The following is a 21,101-nucleotide window of genomic DNA, read 5'->3' on the forward strand; positions in this document are numbered from 1 at the left end:
GTCCACAGCGGGACCGCACCACGGGCCATGACGACCCTCCGCAACCTCGCCATCGGCGCGCTGAAAACCCTCGGAGCCGACAACATCGCCAAGACCACCCGGGCGATCCGCGACGAGCCCCAACGAGCACTCCCCATCCTGGGCATCACCAACGATCCGGACACCTACGGAACTTGATCAAGCCCTGTGGCATAGGGCCTCGAACATGCAGCACATCACAGAGTCGATCGCCCCATGGAAGCACGGTCTGTGGGCGGAGGAGCACCAGGGCTCGTAAGGGAGGGCCCATGCGGAACGGGGAAGCCATACCGGCCGAGGCGGCCGGCGAGTGGCTGCGTGAACACTTCAAGGGCGGCCCGGCGCCGCGGGTCGACATCACCTTCCGAAACGAGGAACCCGATCCCGTCGCCTATCGCCGCGTACTGCAGATCCTTTTCCGGCCCCGCATCGACACTTCTGCGACCTAAGATTGCCGCTGCATGGGTGACCCCGGCGGTATGGCAATACCCCGGGGTCTGGCCAGCCGAAAGGGGCTGACATGGGAAAGACTCTCACGCGCGCCGTCGACACTCCGCTGCGTGCCGGTGCGGCGACATTGCGAGCCGTGGACTACCTCCGGGTCTCCACGGAGGAGCAGACCGAGGGCTACGGCATCTCGTACACCGGCAAGCGCACTGCCCGCTACATCCAGAAGAAGGGCTGGAGACACGTTGGCACGTACGCCGACGAAGGGTTCAGTGGCAGCCTGGAGGCCGACGACAGGCCGGACCTGAAACGCCTTATGCAGGACGCCCGTAAGGTTCCACGGCCCTTCGACATGGTCGTGGTTAACGAGGGCCGAGGCATCGGCCGCACGGGCCGTGCCTTCTGGAAGTGGGTCTGGGAGCTGGAAGACCTCGGGGTGTACGTGGCCGTGGTCAAGAGGGACTCCGACAACTCCACGTCGGCCGGCCGCAGCCAGATGCGCAAGGACGCCGATTACGCCGAAGAGGAGCGCGAGCTGATCCGCGAGCGCACCCAGGGCGGCATCCAGGAGAAGGCCGAAGACGGCCTGTACCCCGGCGGCATGGTTCCCTTCGGCTGGGAGATTGCCGAGCGGGGCAAGAAGGGCGTCTCGCACTACGCTGTCTGCGAGAAGGAGGCGGCCACGCTCCGCAGGGCGCGGGAAGTCTTCCTGGAGAAGCGGAGCTGGGAAGAAACCGCCCTTACTCTCAACGCAGAGCAGCGCAACACGCGTTCGGGCACGCACTGGACCGCGAAGAACATCAGATGCCGCCTGCTCGGCGACGCGGTCATGGAGAACCGCGTCGTATGGCGCGGCAGATCGGCAGAGCGGGACCCGGACGGTAACCCCATCCACGGGGACACCGTCGTCATCGACCTGCCCCCAGTCTTCACCGGCGAGGAGATCGCGGGACTGAGGACTGCCATGACCCAGCGTCGACCGGCGGTGAAGACCCGGTCCAGGGTCTACATCCTCACCGGCCTCATGACCAGCCCGTGCGATCGCACCTATGAGGGGCATCAGCACCGGCCCACAGAGGTGATCTACCGCTGCAAGGGACGGCACGAGTCCTACGCCGGGGCCGGCGACCGCTGCACGTGTCCCTACCTGGAGGCGACCAGTATCGAGCGGCAGATGTGGGGCGACGTCGTAGCGCTGCTGAGCGACGCCGACCGCATGAAGGCCATGGCCCAGGACTGGCTGGACGCCACCAGTCAGCGGGTGGACTACAGCAAGCGCATATCCGAGCTGGATCAGCAGATCGCCGAGACGGAAGACCTGATCGATGTCACGGCCGCTGCAGCGGCCAAACGGGCACTGCGCCGAGGACTAAGCCGGGAAGAGGCCGAAGAAGCCGCAGAAAGGGCCACGATACCTCACGAAGAGGCCCTGGCGGGCCTGGAGAAGCAGCACCTAGAGGCGAAAGCCTGGCAGAGGGAGGCTGTCGAGGCGGGTCAGCGCCTGCAGGGGCTGGAGCGTCTCGCAGAGGTGGCGCGGCGGAACCTGAAGGACATCGAGCCCGCGGAGAAGGCGGAGTTGCTGCGCATGGTGGGTCTTCAGGCCAAGGTCGTCAGGTGCGCCCCGCGACGCAGGGGCATCGCCTGCGCGATTCGGGAGTGGTTCTTCCAGGAAGGCCAGGACGTTCCTGTTCTGACCGACGAGGCGTGGGAACGGATCAAGCCTCTCATGGGCGGCTCTCGGTCCGTCATCGACCGGCGCACAATGGTCGAGGCTCTACTGGACAAAGCTGTCTCGGGCGACCGGTTCAAAGAGCTGGCGCAGCGGTACGGCATCGACTGGACGACCCTGCAGACGCAGGCCCACCGCTGGCTGAAGGCTGGCGTCTGGGCCGAGGCCATGACGTTGCTGAAGGACATGGAGGCCGTACCGGCATGGCAGCCGGACCCGGTCGAGATACGGGCGAGCCTGAAGCCGCTGGCCATTGTCTTTGATCAGCGCCGAGAGTTCGAGCAGGGCGAAGACGTCGTGGCGGTGGACGGCTCCGTCGCCGCCCGCGTCGCGGTTGACGACGAGCAGGCACTCGGAGTTTCCGGGCAGCCCGAAGAAGGCCTGCTTTCGACGGAGCTTGCGGCGCCAGAGATAGGTGCGGGCGATCCAGCCGAGGGCGGCGCCGATACCGACTGCTATCACGCCCAGCACGAGGTTGCGTACGTCGTCAGTCATGGGCGGGCATGTTAGCGGTCTCTCGCACCTATGTTCACCGGCGGTCCTGACGAGACGGGTGAGACGGGGTTAGCCTGCGCGGACGATCCTTCACCGGAGGTGCCCATGCGACGTTCGGTCGCGCGGAACATGTCGTTATTGAGTGTACTGGCCGCTGTCATCACGGTTGGTGCGGCCGCCCCGACCTCCTTGGCGCCGCCGGCCGCGCCATCGCCCAAGTCGCCCGTCGCCGTGGGATACGGCGGTGCGGTCGCCAGCGTCGACGCGGACGCGACGGCCGCCGGGATCGAGGTGCTCCGTGAGGGCGGCAACGCCGTCGACGCCGCCGTGGCCACCGCGGCCGCGCTCGGCGTGACCGAGCCGTACTCGGCGGGCCTCGGCGGGGGCGGCTACTTCGTCTACTACAACGCCAAGAAGCACACCGTGGAGACCATCGACGGCCGCGAGACCGCCCCGCGCAGCGCGGACTCCTCGCTCTTTCTGGAGAACGGGAAGCCCCTCGCCTTCGCGGACGCCGTCACCAGCGGTCTGGGCGTGGGCACGCCCGGCACTCCGGCCACCTGGGGCACCGCGCTCGACGCCTGGGGCAGCAAGTCGCTGGGCAGGCTGCTGAAGCCGGCCGAACGTCTCGCGCGGGACGGCTTCGTCGTCGATTCCACGTTCCGTTCGCAGACGGAGGGCAACCAGGCCAGGTTCGCCGACTTCCCGGACACGGCGAAGCTCTTCCTGCCGGGCGGGCAGCTGCCGGTGGTCGGCTCCGTCTTCAAGAACCCCGATCTTGCCCGTACGTACGAGAAGGTGGGCCGCGAGGGCATCGACGAGCTGTACCGCGGTGACCTGGCCGACGATGTCGTACGGACCGTGCGCAAGCCGCCCGTCGACCCGGAGGCGACCCGCGTGGTGCGCCCCGGCGACCTCACGGCGAAGGACCTGCGGTCCTACCGGGCACTGCGGCAGGCTCCGACGAAGGTCGGCTACCGCGGCCTCGACGTGTACGGCATGGCGCCGTCGTCGTCCGGCGGCACGAGTGTGGGAGAGGCCCTCAACATCCTTGAGTCCACGGACCTTTCGCGGGCGACCGAGGCGCGGTATCTGCACCGCTACATCGAGGCGAGCCGGATCGCGTTCGCGGACCGCGGGCGGTGGGTCGGTGACCCGGCCTTCGAGGACGTACCGACGCGCGACCTGCTCAGCCAGCGGTACGCCGACTCGCGGGAGTGCCTGATCAAGGACGATGCGGCGCTCACCAGCCCGCTCGCCCCGGGCGACCCGCGCCACCCGGCCGACTGCGCGCAGGGTGGAACGGCCGCCCCGACGACCTACGAAGGGGAGAACACCACGCATCTGACGGCCGCCGACAGGTGGGGCAACGTCGTCGCGTACACCCTGACCATCGAGCAGACCGGCGGCAGCGCCATCACCGTGCCGGGGCGCGGCTATCTGCTCAACAACGAGCTGACGGACTTCTCGTTCGCCCCCGCCAACCCGGCGGTGCACGACCCTAATCTACCGGGTCCGGGCAAGCGGCCGCGGTCCTCGATCTCGCCGACCATTGTGCTGAAGCACGGGCAGCCGGTGCTGGCTCTGGGGTCGCCGGGCGGTGCCACGATCATCACCACCGTGCTCCAGTCGCTCATCGGCACCGTCGACCGGGACCTTCCGCTGGTCGACGCGATCGCGGCGCCGCGCGCCAGTCAGCGCAACTCGCCGACGACGGAGCTCGAACCAGGGCTGTGGAACAGTCCGGTACGGGCCGAGCTGGAGTCGCTGGGGCATGTCTTCAAGCTCAACCCCGAGATCGGGGCGGCCACGGGTGTGCAGCGGCTGCCGGACGGGCGGTGGCTCGCCGCGGCGGAGAAGGTCCGGCGCGGCGGCGGTTCGGCGATGGTCGTGAAGCCGAGCGGGAATCCATGACAGATCGTCGAAGAATAGCCCCACGCCGCTGCTTCATGGTGCACGGTCGGGCGGTGTCAGAGCGCGGTGAGGACGCGGGGTCCCGCATCCGTGATCGCCACCGTGTGCTCGGCGTGCGCCGCCCGGCTCCCGTCGGACGTGCGCAGCGTCCAGCCGTCCCGGTCCGGGTGGAACGCGTCCCGGCCGCCACCGATCAGCATCGGCTCGATGGCCAGCACCATCCCGTGCCGCAGCGGCATGCCGCGACCCGGTCGTCCCTCGTTGGGGACGGCCGGGTCCTCGTGCATGGACCGGCCCACACCATGGCCGCCGAAGCCCTCCGGGATGCCGTATCCGGCCTTCCGGCAGACCGTGCCGATCGCATGCGCGATGTCGCCGATCCGGTTGCCGACGACGGCCGCCGCGATCCCCGCCTCCAGCGCCTCGAAGGCAGTGTCGATCAGCCGCGTGTCGGCGGGCCGGGCGCGGCCGACGGTGAAGCTGATCGCCGAGTCGCCGACCCAGCCGTCGAGCGTCGCGCCCGCGTCGATGCTCACCAGGTCGCCGTCGCGCAGCCGCTGGTCGCTCGGGATGCCGTGCACGATCGCGTCGTTGACGGACGCGCAGATCACGGCGGGGAACGGGGTGGGCGCGAAATGCGGCTTGTAGTTCAGGAACGGCGACCCGGCGCCCGCCCCGCGCAGCACGTCGCGCGCCACCTCGTCGAGCTCGCGCAGCGACACGCCGACCGCCGCCGCCTCCCGTACGGCCGTCAGCAACTGGGCCACGACCCGGCCTGCCTCGCGCATCGCCTCTATGGATGTATCTGTCTTGAGCTGGACCATGCCAATTACTATACCGGTCGAAGCGGTATGAGAATAACGGCGGTATGAGAATAACGGCAGTACTAGACTGTCTGCATGGTACGAACGCCTCTGACCCCGGAAGAACGCCTGCGCGGCGAACGGCTCGGCCGGCTGCTCCGCGAGGCGCGAGGCGCCCGCAGCATGGTCGAGATCGCCGCGAGCGCCGGCATCTCCGCCGAGACGCTGCGCAAGATCGAGACAGGCCGCGCCCCGACCCCCGCGTTCTTCACCGTCGCGGCACTGGCCGGGGCGCTGGGCCTCTCCATGGACGAGCTCCTGATGCGCTGCGCCCCGGAACCGGATGTGGCCGTCCCGCTGGCCGGCTGACCGCGGAGCCGTACGGGCGCGGCCGGGCCGGTCACTGCCCGCACCCGCGCCCGCACCCGTCGCCCGGTCGGTACCCGCCGGGTGCGCACCCGGTGCCGGGGCGCGTAGGGTCACCGCCGTGACTTCCCGGACTCTGCAGGACTTCGACCGCAGCGCGTACGTCAGCCTGACCACGTACCGGAAGGACGGCACCGCCGTTGCCACGCCCGTGTGGGCGGCGGCCGACGGCGACGAGCTGTTGATCTGGACCCGCGCCGACTCGTGGAAGGTGAAACGGCTGCGCAAGGACAGCCGGGTGGTCGTCACGGTCTGCGACGTGCGCGGCCGGATCGCGGAGGGCGCGCCGAGCGCAGAGGGTGCGGCGCGGCTGCTCGACGAGGCGGGGACACGCGCGGTGCGCCAGGTACTCGCCCGCAAGTACACCTGGAAGTTCTGGCTGGTCGACTGGCCGGCGATGGTGGTGCGGCTCGGCAAGCGCCCCCACATCGGGATCGCCGTCACCTTCTGACCCGGCCTGCCGTGGGGGGCGTGCGCCCGCGGCGGTGCGCCGACCGCACCCCAGCCGAAAAGTGTGCGTAGCCGTCCCGTAACACGCCTGCGATCGAATGCCTGCGGACTGGAGTACTCCAGTCGACGCTGGGTGAGGGCGACGATGACGGTGCATCAACTTGCTGGAGAAGTAGCCGAGTTCGCGCAATATCTGCGGAACCTCACGGCCCTGCTCGACCCGGGGCGCGGCTGGTACGGAGTGTTCTGCCGACGCGACCCCGCCGGCATGCGGGCCTGCCTCGACGGGGCGGAGATCCCGCCGTGGGACGTGGTGGAGTCGCTGCTGCAGGATCTGGCCGGCGAACGCGGCACCGGTTTTGCCGAGCGCGAGTCGGTACGCGCCGCCGCGCTGTACTCCGCATCGGCAGCCGCCCACGACCGGCGGCCGGGCGGACGCCAGGCACTCGTCGAGCGCCTGGAGCTGATGCTTCGCGAGCAGGCGTACGCGGCCCAGCGGGTGCGCGCGGCCGGGGTGAACAGCGGCGCGCAGCCGCCGGACCCGGACACGCTGGCATGGGCCCAGGACGACCACATGCGCGCCTCGGCGCGCTGCACGGACCTGCGCAAGCGGCTGTCGGCCGTGACCGTGCCGCAGGGATGGTTCCGGGCGGAGGAGGAGCCCCGTGCCGAACCTGTGAGGCCACGGGTGCCCGCACCCGGCCCCGCTCCCGTCGCCGGAAGCGAGAGGGCCCCCGACGCCCGCCGGCGCCCTGCCGCCGGACCGTCATCCTCCGCCCCCGACCGACCCCAACCCCCCGCCCCCAAGCGCAAGAAGCCGCGCGGCGCCCGCTTCGCCGGACTTGAGGTGGAGGACGACGACGCCGGCGTCGCCGCCCCCGTCGCCGTGCCCGTGCTCCCCGTCCCGCCGGTCAACGCCGCCGTCCCGCGCGGCGCCCGCTTCGGGGGCGCCTCCACCGAGGCGGACGCCGACGGCCGGGACCGTACGTCCGCCCGGCCCGCCCCGGACCCCGCCGCGCAACGCGCCGCCACCGAAGCCGTGGAGACGCTTGTCCGGCTGCGTACGGAGGGTCGCAGCGGCGAGGCCCACGGCGTGCTGTGCGAGGCTGCCGGCTGGCCTGCCGGCCGGCTGCCCCTGCTCGCCGTGGAGCTGCACAGGTCGGGTCTGGCGGCCGACTGGGCGACCCTGCTGTGGGAGGTGTCCTCGCTGCCGCCCGTCGAGCTGGCCGCCGCGGCCGGTGCACTGGCCGCCGCCGGCCGGGCCGACGACTGCGGGCAGTTGCTGCGCCAAGGAGTGGCGCGGCCCGCGGCGGAGATCGCCGACGCCGTGCTCGCCCTGGACCGGGCAGGTCTCGAACCGGAGGCGCAGGCGCTGATGGGCGCCTTCGTCCGCGTACGCACCCCGGAGGATGCGGCCCTGATCGCGGCGGGCGATCCGCGCCAACTCGTTCCGCAACTTCTGGCCGCCGCCCGTACGGTGTCACCGGAGCGGGAGTGGGACCTGGTGCACGCCCTGCGCGTGGCGGGCATTGCGGACACCCCTTAGCGGACGTCCGGTGAGGGCCCGGTCCGTCGAGGTGGCGTCACGCGATGCGGAGACGGGGTGGTGACGCGGCGCTGCCCGTGAGACCTGAGCGTGCAGCCGGGGCGCGAGGTGATCGGAAGTGTGGACCGCACGGGTATGAAACGTGATCGACTCAGCCGGTTCATGGCGATGGTCTTGCCCCGCCGTGTGGCGGGGCTTACGTTCTCCTCCTATGCACCGAGTCTACGTGCGTAGAAATCGCGTAGAGGCTCTCTGACGCCGCGTCGAAGGAGCAGCTCATGTCCCACGTCGTACGCGCCGCACTCGTCCAGGCGACCTGGACCGGCGACACCGAATCCATGATCGCCAAGCATGAGGAGCATGCTCGCGAGGCCGCCCGGCAGGGGGCGAAGATCATCGGCTTCCAGGAGGTGTTCAACGCCCCCTACTTCTGCCAGGTGCAGGAGCCCGAGCACTACCGCTGGGCCGAGGCCGTCCCGGACGGGCCGACCGTCCGGCGGATGCAGGAGCTCGCCCGCGAGACGGGCATGGTGATCGTCGTGCCGGTCTTCGAGATCGAGCAGTCCGGCTTCTATTTCAACACCGCCGCCGTGATCGACGCCGACGGCTCCTACCTCGGCAAGTACCGCAAGCATCACATCCCGCAGGTCAAGGGCTTCTGGGAGAAGTACTACTTCAAGCCCGGAAATGTCGGCTGGCCGGTCTTCGACACCGCCGTCGGCAAGGTGGGCGTCTATATCTGCTACGACCGGCACTTCCCCGAGGGGTGGCGTCAACTCGGACTGAACGGAGCCCAGTTGGTGTACAACCCGTCCGCCACCTCACGGGGCCTGTCCAGCTACCTCTGGCAGCTGGAACAGCCCGCATCCGCCGTCGCCAACGAGTACTTCGTCGCCGCGATCAACCGCGTCGGCCAGGAGGAGTACGGCGACAACGACTTCTACGGAACCAGCTACTTCGTCGATCCGCGCGGCCAGTTCGTCGGGGAGGTGGCCAGCGACAAGGAGGAGGAACTCCTCGTCCGTGACCTCGACTTCGGTCTCATCGAGGAGGTTCGCCAGCAGTGGGCGTTCTACCGGGACCGCCGCCCCGACGCGTACGAAGGACTGGTGGAGCCGTGAGCAGTCTCCACCAACGCCATCTCGCCGTCAGCCCCGAATGGCTCGCGCTCTACTACCGGCACCCGCTGGAGCTCACCCATGGCGAGGGCCGCCATGTCTGGGACGCGGACGGCAATCGCTACCTCGACTTCTTCGGCGGCATCCTCACCACGATGACCGCACACGCCCTGCCCGAAGTGACCAAGGCGGTCAGTGAGCAGGCCGGGCGGTTGATCCACTCCTCGACGCTCTACCTGAACCGGCCGATGGTCGAACTCGCCGAGCGCATCGCCACGCTCTCCGGCATTCCGGACGCCCGGGTCTTCTTCACCACCTCCGGCACCGAGGCCAACGACACGGCCCTGCTGCTCGCCACCACGTACCGCGGGTCGAACCAGGTCCTCGCGATGCGCAACAGCTACCACGGCAGGTCGTTCTCGGCCGTCTCCATCACCGGCAACAAGGCCTGGTCGCCCACGAGTCTGTCCCCGCTGCAGACGCTGTACGTCCACGGCGGCGTCCGCACCCGGGGACCGTACGCGGAACTCAGCGACGCACAGTTCATCAAGGCGTGCGTGGCCGATCTGGAGGATCTGCTCGGGCACACCCGCGGCGCCGCCGCGCTGATCGCCGAACCCATCCAGGGCGTCGGCGGATTCACCTCCCCGCCCGACGGCCTGTTCGCGGCGTTCCGGGAAGTGCTGAGCCGGCACGGCATCCTGTGGATCTCCGACGAGGTGCAGACCGGCTGGGGCCGTACCGGCGAACACTTCTGGGGCTGGCAGGCGCACGACCGGAACGGACCGCCGGACATGCTCACCTTCGCCAAGGGCATCGGCAACGGCATGTCGATCGGCGGTGTCGTGGCCCGCGCCGATGTCATGAACTGCCTGGACGCCAACTCCATTTCGACGTTCGGCGGCTCGCCGGTCACCATGGCGGCAGGCCTCGCCAACCTCTCGTACCTCCTGGAACACGACCTCCAGCGCAACGCGCGACGCGTCGGCGGACTGCTCATCGAGCGGCTGCGGGCGATCGGCGCCGGAGTGGAGTGCGTACGCGAAGTGCGCGGCCGGGGCCTGATGATCGGCATCGAGCTGGTGAAGCCCGGCACCGACGAGGCCGACCCGGAAGCGGCGACCGCCGTACTCGAAGCGGCCCGCGAGGGTGGGCTGCTCCTCGGCAAGGGTGGCGGGCACAACACCAGCGTGCTGCGGATCGCCCCGCCGCTGTCGCTGTCCATCGCCGAGGCGGAGGAGGGCGCGAGGATCCTCGCCGACGCGCTGCACGCGGTGGGGTGAGGTGCCCGAAGCACCGGCACGGCCCCCGAGTCACGACCAGGGCGTGTCCGGCCCGGATCCGCCGGACACCCCCCAAAGGGGGACGCCTGATTCCGGCGTCCCCCCGGGCCGCACGCCTCGGCCGGGACGACGCATCCGTATCTGATCCCGGTCCGAAGCCGGGGCGCCGTCATTTCCTGCCGAGGGACCCCGCTACGCGTCGCCCGGTGCGGCGCGGCAGGTTCGCTCCCCCGAACCTGGCCTGCCGCGCCGGGCGGCTCACCTCCCGCCACATCCGCGCACCGATGTATACGACGTGACGCGGTGTCGGCTTTGGGCCGACGGTGTACGCCATGCCCGGAAACGGAAACGTCTTCAGCGGTTAGCCGCAGTGGTATTGCCACAGTGGGCAACCCACTTCTACGTTCTTCACCACGCACCTTGTCTACGTGCGTAGACCCGTTCCGCCACAGTGAGGAGGGGTACATGAGCCGCACCGTCATCCACGGCGGCCTCGTCATCACCGCGTCCGACGAACTCCACGCAGACGTACTCATCGAGGGCGGCCGCATCGCCGCACTCGCCGCGCACGGCACCGCCGCGGCCGAGAGCTGGACCGCCGACCGGACCATCGACGCCACCGGCAAGTACGTCATCCCCGGCGGTGTCGACGCGCATACGCACATGGAGATGCCGTTCGGCGGCACCTACGCCGCCGACACCTTCGAGACCGGGACCAGGGCGGCCGCCTGGGGCGGCACCACCACGATCATCGACTTCGCCATCCAGTCCGTGGGGCGCGCGGTCCGCGAAGGGCTCGACGCCTGGTACGCGAAGGCCGACGGCAACTGCGCCATCGACTACGCCTTCCACATGATCCTCTCCGACGTGAACGAGTCCACGCTGGGGGAGATGGACCTACTGGTCTCGGAGGGCGTCACCTCCTTCAAGCTGTTCATGGCCTACCCCGGTGTCTTCTACAGCGACGACGGCCAGATCCTGCGTGCCATGCAACGGGCCGCCGGCAACGGCGGGCTGATCATGATGCATGCCGAAAACGGCATCGCGATCGACGTCCTCGTCGAGCAGGCGCTGGCCGCGGGCCGCTCCGACCCGCGCTACCACGGCGATGTCCGCAAGGTGGCGCTGGAGGCCGAGGCCACCCACCGCGCCATCCAGCTCGCCCGCGTCGCCGGATCCCCGCTGTATGTCGTGCATGTCTCGGCCGACGAGGCCGTCGCCGAACTGGCGGCCGCCCGCCACAAGGGACTTCCGGTCTTCGGCGAGACGTGTCCGCAGTACCTCTTCCTCTCCACCGACAACCTCGCCGAACCGGACTTCGAGGGCGCCAAGTACGTCTGTTCCACCCCGCTGCGGCCCAAGGAGCACCAGGAGGCGCTCTGGCGGGGCCTGCGGAACAACGAGCTCCAGGTCGTCTCCACCGACCACTGCCCGTTCTGCTTCTCCGGTCAGAAGGAGATGGGCCGCGGCGACTTCTCCAAGATCCCGAACGGGATGCCCGGTGTGGAGAACCGGATGGACCTGCTGCATCAGGCGGTCGTGGAGGGCCGCATCTCCCGTCGCCGCTGGATCGAGATCGCCTGCGCCTCCCCGGCCCGGATGTTTGGTCTCTACCCGAAGAAGGGCACCATCGCCCCGGGCGCCGACGCCGATGTCGTCATCTACGACCCGCACGCCGAGCAGACCCTCTCCGCAGAGACCCATCACATGAACGTCGACTACTCGGCGTACGAGGGGAAGCGGCTCACCGGACAGGTCGACACCGTCCTCTCGCGCGGCGAAGTCGTCATCGATCAGCGGAAGTTCACGGGACGCGCGGGCCACGGCATGTACACCCCGCGCGCCACCAGCCAGTATCTGGACTAGGAGCACCTGTCATGGACTTCGGACTCGTCCTCCAGACCGACCCGCCCGCCTCCGCCGTCGTCGGCCTGATGCGCCGCGCCGAACGCAACGGGTTCCGCTACGGGTGGACCTTCGACTCGGCGGTGCTCTGGCAGGAACCGTTCGTCATCTACAGCCGCATCCTCGAACACACCGAACGCCTCGTCGTCGGCCCCATGGTCACCAACCCGGGCACCCGCACGTGGGAGGTGACCGCCTCCACCTTCGCCACCCTCAACGACATGTACGGCAACCGCACCGTCTGCGGCATCGGCCGGGGCGACTCGGCGATGCGGGTCGCCGGACGCAGGCCCAACACTCTGGCCCGCCTCGGTGAGGCCATCGACGTCATCCGCGACCTCGCCGAGGGCCGGGAGGCGATCATCGACGGACAGCAGGTCCAGATCCCGTGGGTCAAGGACGGCAAACTGCCGGTCTGGATGGCCGCGTACGGCCCGAAGGCGCTCGCCCTCGCCGGGCAGAAGGCCGACGGCTTCATCCTCCAGCTCGCCGACCCGTACCTCACCGAGTGGATGATCAAGGCGGTACGTGACGCGGCGGCGGAGGCGGGCCGCGACCCGGACGCCGTGACCATCTGCGTCGCAGCCCCCGCCTATGTCGGCAACGACCTCGACCATGCCCGGGAGCAGTGCCGCTGGTTCGGCGGGATGGTCGGCAATCATGTGGCGGACCTGGTGTCCCGGTACGGCGCACACTCCGGACTGGTCCCGGAGGCCCTCACCGAGTACATCGCCGGGCGGTCCGGCTACGACTACAGCCACCATGGCCGCACCGGCAATCCGGACACCGCCTTCGTGCCGGACGAGATCGTCGACCGGTTCTGCCTGCTGGGCCCCGCCGAGGCGCACATCGAGAAGCTTCAGGCACTGCGCGACCTGGGCGTCGACCAGTTCGCGGTCTACAACATGCACGACGCACGCGAGGCGACCATCGACGCCTACGGCTCCGAGATCATCCCCGCACTGTCCCGCTGACCCTCCTCTCCGCACGCCCTGCGTCTCCAACCCCCCCGCTTCTCTCTCCTCCCCCCCGCTTCACAGCCCCGCACGGCACCGCTCCCGAGCGAAGGGTCCAGCCGCCATGGCATCGACAGCCCCACCCACCCCGCCGACTCCATCGACTCCCTCGCAGGACCTGATACCCGACCTGTCAGGACGCGTGGAACTCGCCCCCGGCGCCGTCCCCGCCGACAACCGCTTCATCAACGACGACCTGCTGCCCGTTCCCCTGGAGCGGCGCAACTGGACCACGTACAACTTCGCCGCGCTCTGGGTCGGGATGGCCCACAACATCCCGTCCTGGATGCTCGCCTCCGGGCTCGTCGCCCTCGGCATGGACTGGAAACAAGCCGTCCTCACCATCGCGCTGGCCAACCTCATCGTGCTCGGGCCGATGCTGCTCACCGGCCACGCCGGACCCAAGTACGGCATCCCGTTTCCCGTTCTGGCCCGCGCCTCCTTCGGCCTGCGCGGCGCCAATCTGCCCGCGCTGATCCGCGCCGCGGTGGCCTGCGCCTGGTTCGGCATCCAGACCTGGATCGGCGGCGTCGGCATCTTCACCCTGCTCGGGAAGATTTTCGGCGGCTGGGCGAATGCCGCCGAGATCGGCGGTCAGCCCTGGACGCTCTGGTTCTGCTTCGTCCTCTTCTGGGCGCTCGAACTCGCCATCATCTACCGGGGGATGGACACCCTGCGACGGTTCGAGAACTGGGCGGCGCCGTTCGTCATCGTCGGCGCGGTGGTGCTGCTGATCTGGGTCGCCGTCAAGGCCGGCGGCTTCGGCCCGCTCCTCGACCAGCCGTCGAAGCTCGGCTGGGGCGCGGACTTCTGGCCGGTCTTCTTCCCGTCCCTCATGGGCATGATCGCCTTCTGGGCCACGCTCTCCCTGAACATCCCCGACTTCACCCGCTTCGGCGCCGGACAGCGTGCCCAGGTCTGGGGGCAGTCGCTGGGCCTGCCGACCACGATGACGCTCTTCGCGCTCCTCTCGGTCCTGGTCACCTCCGGCTCGCAGGCCGTGTACGGCGAGGCGATCTGGGACCCGGTCCAGCTCGTCGCCAGGACCGACAACGTCTTCGGTCTGCTCTACGCCCTGGTGACGGTGCTGATCGCGACGATCTCCGTCAACATCGCGGCGAACGTGGTGTCACCCGCGTACGACCTGGCCAACCTTGCACCCAAGCTCATCAACTTCCGCAAGGGTGCGCTGATCACGGGCGTCGTCGGCGTCCTGATCATGCCGTGGAAGCTCACCGAGACCCCCGAGCTGTACATCTTCACCTGGCTCGGCCTGGTAGGAGGCCTGCTCGGTACGGTCGCGGGCATCCTGATCGCCGACTACTGGATCGTCCGCCGCACCGTCCTCGACCTCGTCGACCTCTACCGCCCCGGCGGCCGCTACTGGTACACGCAGGGCTGGAACTGGCGCGCCGTCCTGGCCTTCGCGGTCGGCGGCGTCCTCGCGATCGGCGGCTCCCACTCGGCCCCCGGCAAGGGCCCGTTCCCGGCGGACGGCCTGATCCCGTTCCTGAAGCCGCTCGCGGACTACGGCTGGGCGGTCGGCCTGGCCTCCTCGCTGGTGCTGTACGTGCTGCTCAGCGGGAGGCAGGCCGTCAGGTCGTCCGGGTCTCCTGCGCACTGATGTCGACTGTCTCGTCCGGCGGCGGCGTGGTCGTGGGCACCGGCTTGTCGAAGGCGGAGAAGCCCACGGTCGCGTCCGCCTTCGGCGAGCCGCCCGTCACATCGATTCTCAGCGGATACGGCTTGCCCGTGGCCGCGACGTACATCGTCAGCTTCTGACCGTGCCACGTCCGGACCAGCGGGACGACGGAAGCCCCCGCGAGTGTGGTCTTCCTTCCCTTCGTCAGCGTCCCCTTGCCGGTGTCCGCGTTGTCGCTGACCACTTTCTGGAACGTGTCCAGGTCGCAGGCGCTCGACAGGCTGCTCAGCCGTGGGTCCGAGGCCGAGCCCTTGATATAGCGCCCGGCGAGGATCGCGGCGAGGGCGGAGCCGACGCCAGGGGCCCGGTTCTTCCAGAAGTCGGCGTCCGGCTTGACCCACACGGTGTTGCCCCGCTTCACGATCCGGACGGACCCCAGCTTCCCGCCGAGACCCACCGACCCCGTGCAGTTGCCGGCCCGGTCCACGATGAGATCCAGGCTCGTCGGCGCGCTGCCGTTGCCTGGATCGCCGCGGGTGCTGAGGTGCAGGGAATGAGCGCTCAGAAAGGCGTCGCGGGAGCGGTCGACGATCTGCTGGGCGGAGAGCGTGTCGATGGAGTCGTCCGCCCGCGCCGTATCTGCGCCGATCACGCCGCCGCTCGTGAGCCCGACCACGACGGTCGCTGCCCAGGCGGTCGCACGCGTGCCGATGCGTTCGCCGGTCACGTCGCCTCCCTCGGCAGGGGCTGCCGGGCCGTTCAGTTCCGCGGTCCGACCTTTCGAGCGTACGCCGCGGCGGGATCGGCCGCGATTTCGGATCGCAACCCCCACCGGCACATGCAAGACTCCCACCCGCGTACACAGGGTGAGGTGCTGCCTTGTTTCTGGTCACGGACAGTGGGGGACGGTGTCGGGGCACCGAGTTCGTCACCGCGAAGGGGAAAAGCGAAACATGAAGTTGTCCATGTCCATGTCGATGTCCAGGTCCATGGGGAGTGTGTCCAGGGCCGTGCTGCGGGGCGCCGTGGTCGCGGGGGCGACCGCCGCCCTCGCGGTACCCGCGACCACGGCCACCGCTGTTTCGCCCAGGGCGACGCCGCCCGGTCTGTCCTGCGAGACGGGCAAGCACGAGATCGACGACTACACGGGATACGCGCTGTGCCGGAACAACGGCACCACGGCGCAGACCTTCTGGGTGCACCTGGTCTGCGGCTGGTCGCCGGACGTGGACGGTGAACACGTCACCCTCAACCCGGGTCAGTCCGGCCAGTCCACCGCGCACTGCGCCGGCCTCGGCACCGGGATCGGCGAGATCAGCGTCCAGCCGTAAGGCTTGTGCGGTACCTGCGGTGGCCGATGTCGTGCGCCGCCGCGGGTATCGGCCCCCGAGACGGTCTCCGACTCGTCGACCGCGTCATCAGCGCTCCGGAGCCCGGTCCAGAAGTGCGGCGAGCGCACGGGCCAACCGCGCCCGCAGCCTGTCCGGATCGCCGTCCACCCAGCGGTGTTCCGCGTGGAACGCCGACCAGTCCACCAGCCAGTCCAGCACCGCCTCCGGACTGAAACCGGACGCGTGCGGGCCGAGCACCGTGCGCAGCAGCCGCGGCGACAACCGGGTCCGCGGGTGTTCGGCCAGCAGCACCGCGTCGTACAGGTCCTTGGCTGCCGACCGGCCCTCGGCCTGCCAGTCCTCGGAGAGCCACAACAGCTTCCAGGCGAGCGAGAGTCCTTGACCGGCCGTGCGCACCGGCAGGGGCGGCCCGCCGTCGATCCGCGGGCAGGCCGTCCACACCGGAGCCTCGGGCAGCCGCTCGTCCTGGGCGAAATCCATCCGCAGCCGGCCCGGCGGCAGCCCGTCCGCCTGCCACGGGACGACGACGCGCACGCCGGGCGTCTCGTACGTCCGGTACATCCATACGCCGTCCGACGTCACCGCGCCAGGATCGATCCGGATGCCCTCGGGCGGTGGCGGACCCGCCTTGAGCGCTGCGGCGACCTCGTCCCGCGGTTCGGGACTCGGCTCCAGGGCATCGGAGTCGAGCCAGCGCAGGCCCTCGGGTGCGAGCACGGGCCGCGCGCCGCCGGTGGCGGGGCTGTCGCCGTCCGTCCACAGCTCGGGGGCCGCCGCGCCGTCCGCGGCTTCGGGCCACTGCTGGACGACGTCGATCCCGTCGACGTACGGATAGGGGGCGAGGCGGTCGACGAAGTCGTCCGTCGACGGCTCCAGCACGATCCAGTCCAGATCGCCCGGTTCCCGGGCAGCGGCGCCCACCCAGGCCTGGAGGGGCAGGCTGCCGCGCAGGATCAGGCCGTCGCCCCATGACGACTCGGTGATCACCTGGAGCAGATGGTCCTGAACGGTGCGCCGGGCGGTCCGCCAGCGCGCCGCGAGGGAAGGGTCGCGGAAGGTCGGCTCGCCGGGGAACGGCCGGTCCGCCGCGCTCATGCGGTCACCCACTGCTCGCCTCGCTCCGCGGCCCGTTGCCCGGCCCGTTCGTCGATCCACCCCGCGTCCACCGCCGGATGGTCGTCGTGCACCACGAACTCCTCCTCGACCTCCGCAACTTCGAGGCCGGCGGCGGCCAGCGCACCGAGGAGGGCCTCGAGCCGGGCGCGGGCCTCCGGACGGCCGACCGCGCGGCAGCGCTGGGTGACGAACCGTTCGTGGCGCCCGTGCCGGACGGCGCGGCGGGCGTTGCGGGACAGATGCGCGCTGTGCCGCTCGGCCACGGCCCGCGCCGAGGCCACCTCCGGCTCACCCGAAAGCAGCAGCTTGACGTGATGCTCGAAGTGGCAGACCGGCGATAGCTCGGCCGCCTCGTCCGCCGTCCGCGGAATGTCCTCGTTCCATGGAGCCGCTTCGATCTTCACCCGTACGACGGAGAAGCCCGCCGCCCGCAGTTCGGCGGACCGGAGCCGGGCGGCGGCCCGCTGCTCGATGAGGGTGCCTCGGCCCTGCTCGGTCAGCATGGGCTGGTCGGGCATGGCACCGCGGTCCAGGACGATATGAGTGAGCTTCAGGCCGTGGTGATCGGCCCAGCCCTCCAGGCGCGCACCGCCGACGGTACGGGTATCGAGCCGCACCGTCAGGTGCGTCTCGAACTCTCCCCGGAACGCCCTCTCGACGACTGTGCCCACTGGCCCCACCTGCCTGGTTGTGTCCTGCGCGCGGCTCTCGGCCCGCTGTCGGAGAACGTAGCAACCGGCACTGACACACACCGCCACGCCCTGCACTCCGCGCCGAACGGTTGAGTGGACCGCCCCCACTCGTTACCCTCCAGTAAGTCTGTACGGGCCGTCAGGTGCGGGCACGCACCGATATCCGGGAGGCGGGCACCCCATGTCCTCTGCAGAAGCCGTGGAACTCACCGAGCCGACCGACCGGACCGGACTGGCCGACACCGCACGGGCGTTGGCCGACGGCCGGACCACCTCGACACAGCAGGTGTCCGCTGCCCTCGCACGGATCGAAGCGAGCCAGAGCACCCTCAATGCCTTCCGTCATCTGCGTGCCACGTCCGCGCTGGCCGAGGCCGCGGAAGCCGACCGGCGGCTCGCCGCGGGGGAGCGGCTGCCGCTGCTCGGGGTGCCGGTCGCGGTCAAGGACGACACCGATATCGCGGGGATGCCCACTCACTTCGGCTGTCGCGGAGATCTGCCCGCGGCCACCGCGGACAGCGAGGTCGTGCGCCGGCTGCGCGCTGCCGGGGCCGTGATCGTCGGGAAGACCAACTCCTGCGAGCTCGGCCAGTGGCCCTTCACCGAAGGGCCCGGCTTCGGCGCCACCCGTAACCCGTGGCACACCGGGCACACCCCCGGCGGCTCGTCCGGTGGTTCGGCGGCGGCCGTCGCCGCCGGGCTGGTGCCCGCCGCGCTCGGTTCGGACGGTGCCGGGTCCGTCCGGATCCCCGCCGCCTGGACCCATCTCATCGGTATCAAACCGCAGCGCGGCCGGATCTCCGTCCACCCGCACCACGACGCCTTCCAGGGCCTTACCGTCAACGGCCCGCTGGCCCGGACCGTCGCCGATGCCGCGCTGCTGCTCGACGCCGTCGCCGGAGCGCACCCCGACGACCTGCACCGGCCGCCGCCCGTCGCCGCCTCTGCGGCCGCCGGACGCGATCCGGGCAGGCTGCGGATCGCCCTCGCCTGGCGGCCCCCGCTCACCCTCACCGGCTCGGCCCTTCACCCGGCCGTACGACGGGCCGTCACCGCGCTCGCCGAAGCCCTGGCCCGGCTCGGCCACCATGTCGAGGAGGCCAGGCCCCGCTACGGGCTGATCGGGCTCGGCTTCGTTCCCCGAGCCACCGCCGGGATCGCCGAACTCGCCGCACTCCATCCCGAGCCCGCCCTCCTGGACCCGCGCACCCGCAGCGCCCTGCGCACCGGCACCCGGCTAGGCGGCCGGGTGGTGCGAGCGGCCAGGGCGCGGGAGGTGCGTCAGCACCGCAGGATCGGCGCGCTTTTCCGGACCTCCCCGGCAGGGGCCGGGTACGACGTGCTGCTGACCCCGACGACCGCCGCACCGCCGCCCCGGATCGGCACGTTCGACGGGCTGAGCGCCTGGCGCACCGATGTGGCGATCGCCGAGGCCTGCCCGTACGCCTGGCCCTGGAACGTGCTGGGCTGGCCGGGCATCAATGTCCCGGCCGGGTTCACCCCGGACGGACTTCCTGTCGGCGCCCAGCTGCTCGGTCCCTCCCGCAGCGAGGAGTTGCTGATCTCCCTCGCGGCCCAGCTGGAGGCCGATCAGCGCTGGTACGAGCACCGGCCGCCGGCCTCCGCGGGCTCCTGACACACCGCCGGTCAGAGCGGCAGGCGGGCGCCGACCACCCACACCCCCGCCCTCAGCAGCACGCCCTCCGCCGTCTCGTACGGCAGCAGGGTGTCCATCATCGAGGCCCGGGTGGCGTCGGAGACGGTGAGACCCGGCGTACGGGAGATGAAGAAGTCCACCGCGTCCGCCGCGTCCCGCCCCCAGCGGGTCGTGGCCGTCACGGGGACGATGCCGATCTCCTCGAAGCCCGCCGCGCCCAGCACCTTCCGGACGCGCTCCGGGTCCGAGAGCGAGGCCATGGCCACCGCCACGGTGTTCTCCACCGCGTGCTCCTGTCCCAACAGGGAAGCCAGCAGCCCGAGCGCCTTGCGCTCCTCGCCGTCCGGCGACGGGGGCTGCGGGCAGATGAACGCCAGCCGGCCGCCGGGGCGCAGGGCGCGCGCGATATTGGTGAACGCCGCGATGTGGTCGGCGAAGAACATCACGCCGCCCCGGCTGATCGCCACGTCATAGCCGGCCGGCTCGAACGGATGGACCTGTGCGTCCCCCAACTCGTAGGAGACGAAGGGGAACTCTCCGGAGTCGGTGAGTGCCCTGGCGCGTTCGAGGAGCGGCACGGAGACATCGACGCCGGTGACCCGGCCCCGTGGGGCGCGCCGCGCCGCGATCCGGGTCGAGAACCCGGTGCCGCAGCCGATGTCGACGACCCGGTCCTCCGCGCCGATCGCCGCGGCGTCGAACAGCGGCTCGTCGAAGCAGGCCACCATGGCGTTGTAGCGGTCGGGATGGTCGGCCCAGTGCCGGCCGAGCTGTCCGTTCCACGCGTCGGTGACGGTCATGCGTGCTCCTCGGTCCGTGCGGTCAGGGTGGCCTCGATGCGCTCGACAGCGCAGATCGCGCCGAACGCGATCAGCTGAACCAGACAGTGATCGGTGAACGGCGGTGCCGGCCAGGCCGCCACGTCGTCGTCCGTGATCCGGTACGGGGCACGCGCCGCGAGCAGCGCCAGCCGTGCACCCGGCCGCTCCGCCCGGTCCGGCAGCGCCTCGTCGTGCAGGGGGAGCGGTGCGACGCCGTCCCAGGCCGCCACCGATGCCCGCACCAGCGCCGCGTCCTCGTCACTGAGCAGCCCCGCACCCAGGTGCGCCGCCGTACAGCGCACCGAACGCGGTGCCGATCGGGGTGCCCGCCGCCCACCCGGGCGCCGCCCCCTCCGTCTCCAGCAGGGCCAGGCTCTCGCCGGGAACAAGTTCGCGGCGGACCGTACGGGCCAGCGAGCGGCCCGCCACGCTCCGTACCAGGCGGTACTTCTGTGCGCCACCGGGCAGCATGTCCTCGGTCAGCAGGGACGACACGATTCGGTTGATGAAGTGGAAGGCGAGCGGAAGCCTCGTCAGGCTCCTCGGCCGTCAGGGAAGGCCCATCGGTACCCCCCGGTGGAAACACAGACCACGACACCGGACCCGCCCTCGCGACTTCAGTACTGTTTGGGATGCTTCGCGGCTCCTGTGCCGTGGCGTAAAGGTGACTT

17 protein-coding genes and 3 pseudogenes are annotated in these 21,101 nt (G+C 70.5%); 13 read left to right on the forward strand and 7 right to left on the reverse strand.

The window, feature by feature from the left end; genetic code table 11:
• Nucleotides 1–287: 287 nt before the first annotated feature.
• A complete protein-coding gene (locus ABZV38_RS30370; protein ID WP_356331650.1) occupies nt 288–467 on the forward strand; it encodes a hypothetical protein in 180 nt (59 codons plus the stop codon).
• A 71-nt stretch (nt 468–538) separates the two neighbouring features.
• Nucleotides 539–2,299, forward strand: a pseudogene (locus ABZV38_RS30375) (recombinase family protein); the annotation flags it as partial.
• Between the two features lie 150 nt (nt 2,300–2,449).
• On the opposite strand, the pseudogene ABZV38_RS30380 reads toward ABZV38_RS30375, so the two are convergent.
• Nucleotides 2,450–2,689: pseudogene (locus ABZV38_RS30380) on the reverse strand (hypothetical protein); the annotation flags it as partial.
• 105 nt (nt 2,690–2,794) lie between these two features.
• On the opposite strand from ABZV38_RS30380, the gene ggt reads away from it, so the two are divergent.
• The gene (gene ggt, locus ABZV38_RS30385) at nt 2,795–4,603 is read left to right on the forward strand and encodes a gamma-glutamyltransferase (RefSeq protein WP_356331651.1); all 1,809 of its coding nucleotides are present in this window, start codon (nt 2,795–2,797) and stop codon (nt 4,601–4,603) included.
• A gap of 56 nt (nt 4,604–4,659) precedes the next feature.
• On the opposite strand, the gene map is transcribed toward ggt, so the two are convergent.
• On the reverse strand, nt 4,660–5,427 hold the full coding sequence (map, locus tag ABZV38_RS30390; protein ID WP_356331652.1) for a type I methionyl aminopeptidase: 768 nt from the start codon (nt 5,425–5,427) through the stop codon (nt 4,660–4,662).
• Nucleotides 5,428–5,502: 75 nt separating this feature from the next.
• Between map and ABZV38_RS30395 the strand changes: the two genes are divergently transcribed.
• The 8 genes from ABZV38_RS30395 to ABZV38_RS30430 all read left to right on the forward strand — a co-directional run bounded on the left by ABZV38_RS30395 (nt 5,503) and on the right by ABZV38_RS30430 (nt 14,774).
• Complete coding sequence (locus ABZV38_RS30395; protein ID WP_356331653.1) at nt 5,503–5,775, forward strand: helix-turn-helix transcriptional regulator; 273 nt, start codon at nt 5,503–5,505, stop codon at nt 5,773–5,775.
• A gap of 118 nt (nt 5,776–5,893) precedes the next feature.
• Complete coding sequence (locus ABZV38_RS30400) at nt 5,894–6,283, forward strand: PPOX class F420-dependent oxidoreductase (RefSeq protein WP_356331654.1); 390 nt, start codon at nt 5,894–5,896, stop codon at nt 6,281–6,283.
• A gap of 144 nt (nt 6,284–6,427) precedes the next feature.
• Nucleotides 6,428–7,828, forward strand: a complete 1,401-nt coding sequence (locus ABZV38_RS30405) for a hypothetical protein (RefSeq protein WP_356331655.1) — start codon at nt 6,428–6,430, stop codon at nt 7,826–7,828.
• 278 nt (nt 7,829–8,106) lie between these two features.
• Nucleotides 8,107–8,949: a nitrilase-related carbon-nitrogen hydrolase gene (locus tag ABZV38_RS30410; RefSeq protein WP_327243505.1), complete on the forward strand. Its 843-nt coding sequence runs from the start codon at nt 8,107–8,109 to the stop codon at nt 8,947–8,949.
• Nucleotides 8,946–10,229, forward strand: coding sequence for an aspartate aminotransferase family protein (locus tag ABZV38_RS30415; protein ID WP_356331656.1), 1,284 nt, complete (start codon nt 8,946–8,948; stop codon nt 10,227–10,229). Before ABZV38_RS30410 ends, ABZV38_RS30415 begins: the two co-directional genes overlap by 4 nt.
• Before the next feature lie 465 nt (nt 10,230–10,694).
• Nucleotides 10,695–12,095, forward strand: a complete 1,401-nt coding sequence (hydA, locus tag ABZV38_RS30420) for a dihydropyrimidinase (RefSeq protein ID WP_356331657.1) — start codon at nt 10,695–10,697, stop codon at nt 12,093–12,095.
• Between the two features lie 11 nt (nt 12,096–12,106).
• Nucleotides 12,107–13,108 (forward strand): TIGR03842 family LLM class F420-dependent oxidoreductase, encoded by a 1,002-nt coding sequence (locus ABZV38_RS30425; RefSeq protein ID WP_356331658.1) that lies wholly within the window; start codon nt 12,107–12,109, stop codon nt 13,106–13,108.
• A gap of 106 nt (nt 13,109–13,214) precedes the next feature.
• Nucleotides 13,215–14,774 (forward strand): NCS1 family nucleobase:cation symporter-1, encoded by a 1,560-nt coding sequence (locus tag ABZV38_RS30430; RefSeq protein ID WP_356331659.1) that lies wholly within the window; start codon nt 13,215–13,217, stop codon nt 14,772–14,774.
• Here the strand turns inward: ABZV38_RS30430 and ABZV38_RS30435 are convergent.
• A complete protein-coding gene (locus ABZV38_RS30435; RefSeq protein WP_356331660.1) occupies nt 14,746–15,519 on the reverse strand; it encodes a hypothetical protein in 774 nt (257 codons plus the stop codon). The two genes, ABZV38_RS30430 and ABZV38_RS30435, sit on opposite strands and share 29 nt — an antisense overlap.
• Nucleotides 15,520–15,769: 250 nt before the next feature.
• Between ABZV38_RS30435 and ABZV38_RS30440 the strand changes: the two genes are divergently transcribed.
• On the forward strand, nt 15,770–16,123 hold the full coding sequence (locus tag ABZV38_RS30440; protein WP_356331673.1) for a hypothetical protein: 354 nt from the start codon (nt 15,770–15,772) through the stop codon (nt 16,121–16,123).
• An 87-nt stretch (nt 16,124–16,210) separates the two neighbouring features.
• Here ABZV38_RS30440 and ABZV38_RS30445 read toward each other — a convergent pair whose 3' ends face one another.
• Together ABZV38_RS30445 and ABZV38_RS30450 are read right to left on the reverse strand one after the other, a co-directional pair.
• Nucleotides 16,211–17,239 (reverse strand): nucleotidyl transferase AbiEii/AbiGii toxin family protein, encoded by a 1,029-nt coding sequence (locus ABZV38_RS30445; protein ID WP_356331661.1) that lies wholly within the window; start codon nt 17,237–17,239, stop codon nt 16,211–16,213.
• Nucleotides 17,236–17,931: a hypothetical protein gene (locus ABZV38_RS30450; protein ID WP_356331662.1), complete on the reverse strand. Its 696-nt coding sequence runs from the start codon at nt 17,929–17,931 to the stop codon at nt 17,236–17,238. Before ABZV38_RS30450 ends, ABZV38_RS30445 begins: the two co-directional genes overlap by 4 nt.
• A 202-nt stretch (nt 17,932–18,133) precedes the next feature.
• On the opposite strand from ABZV38_RS30450, the gene ABZV38_RS30455 reads away from it, so the two are divergent.
• Nucleotides 18,134–19,588, forward strand: a complete 1,455-nt coding sequence (locus ABZV38_RS30455; RefSeq protein WP_356331663.1) for an amidase — start codon at nt 18,134–18,136, stop codon at nt 19,586–19,588.
• Nucleotides 19,589–19,599: 11 nt separating this feature from the next.
• Here the strand turns inward: ABZV38_RS30455 and ABZV38_RS30460 are convergent, their stop codons facing one another.
• Nucleotides 19,600–20,409 (reverse strand): class I SAM-dependent methyltransferase, encoded by an 810-nt coding sequence (locus ABZV38_RS30460; protein ID WP_356331664.1) that lies wholly within the window; start codon nt 20,407–20,409, stop codon nt 19,600–19,602.
• Nucleotides 20,406–20,952 (reverse strand): annotated as a pseudogene (locus ABZV38_RS30465) (DNA-binding protein); the annotation flags it as partial. The pseudogene ABZV38_RS30465 and the gene ABZV38_RS30460, both read right to left, overlap by 4 nt.
• Between the last annotated feature and the right edge of the window lie 149 nt (nt 20,953–21,101).

The sequence above is a fragment of the Streptomyces sp. NPDC005181 genome, assembly GCF_040608395.1.
Taxonomy (GTDB): Bacteria; Actinomycetota; Actinomycetes; order Streptomycetales; family Streptomycetaceae; genus Streptomyces.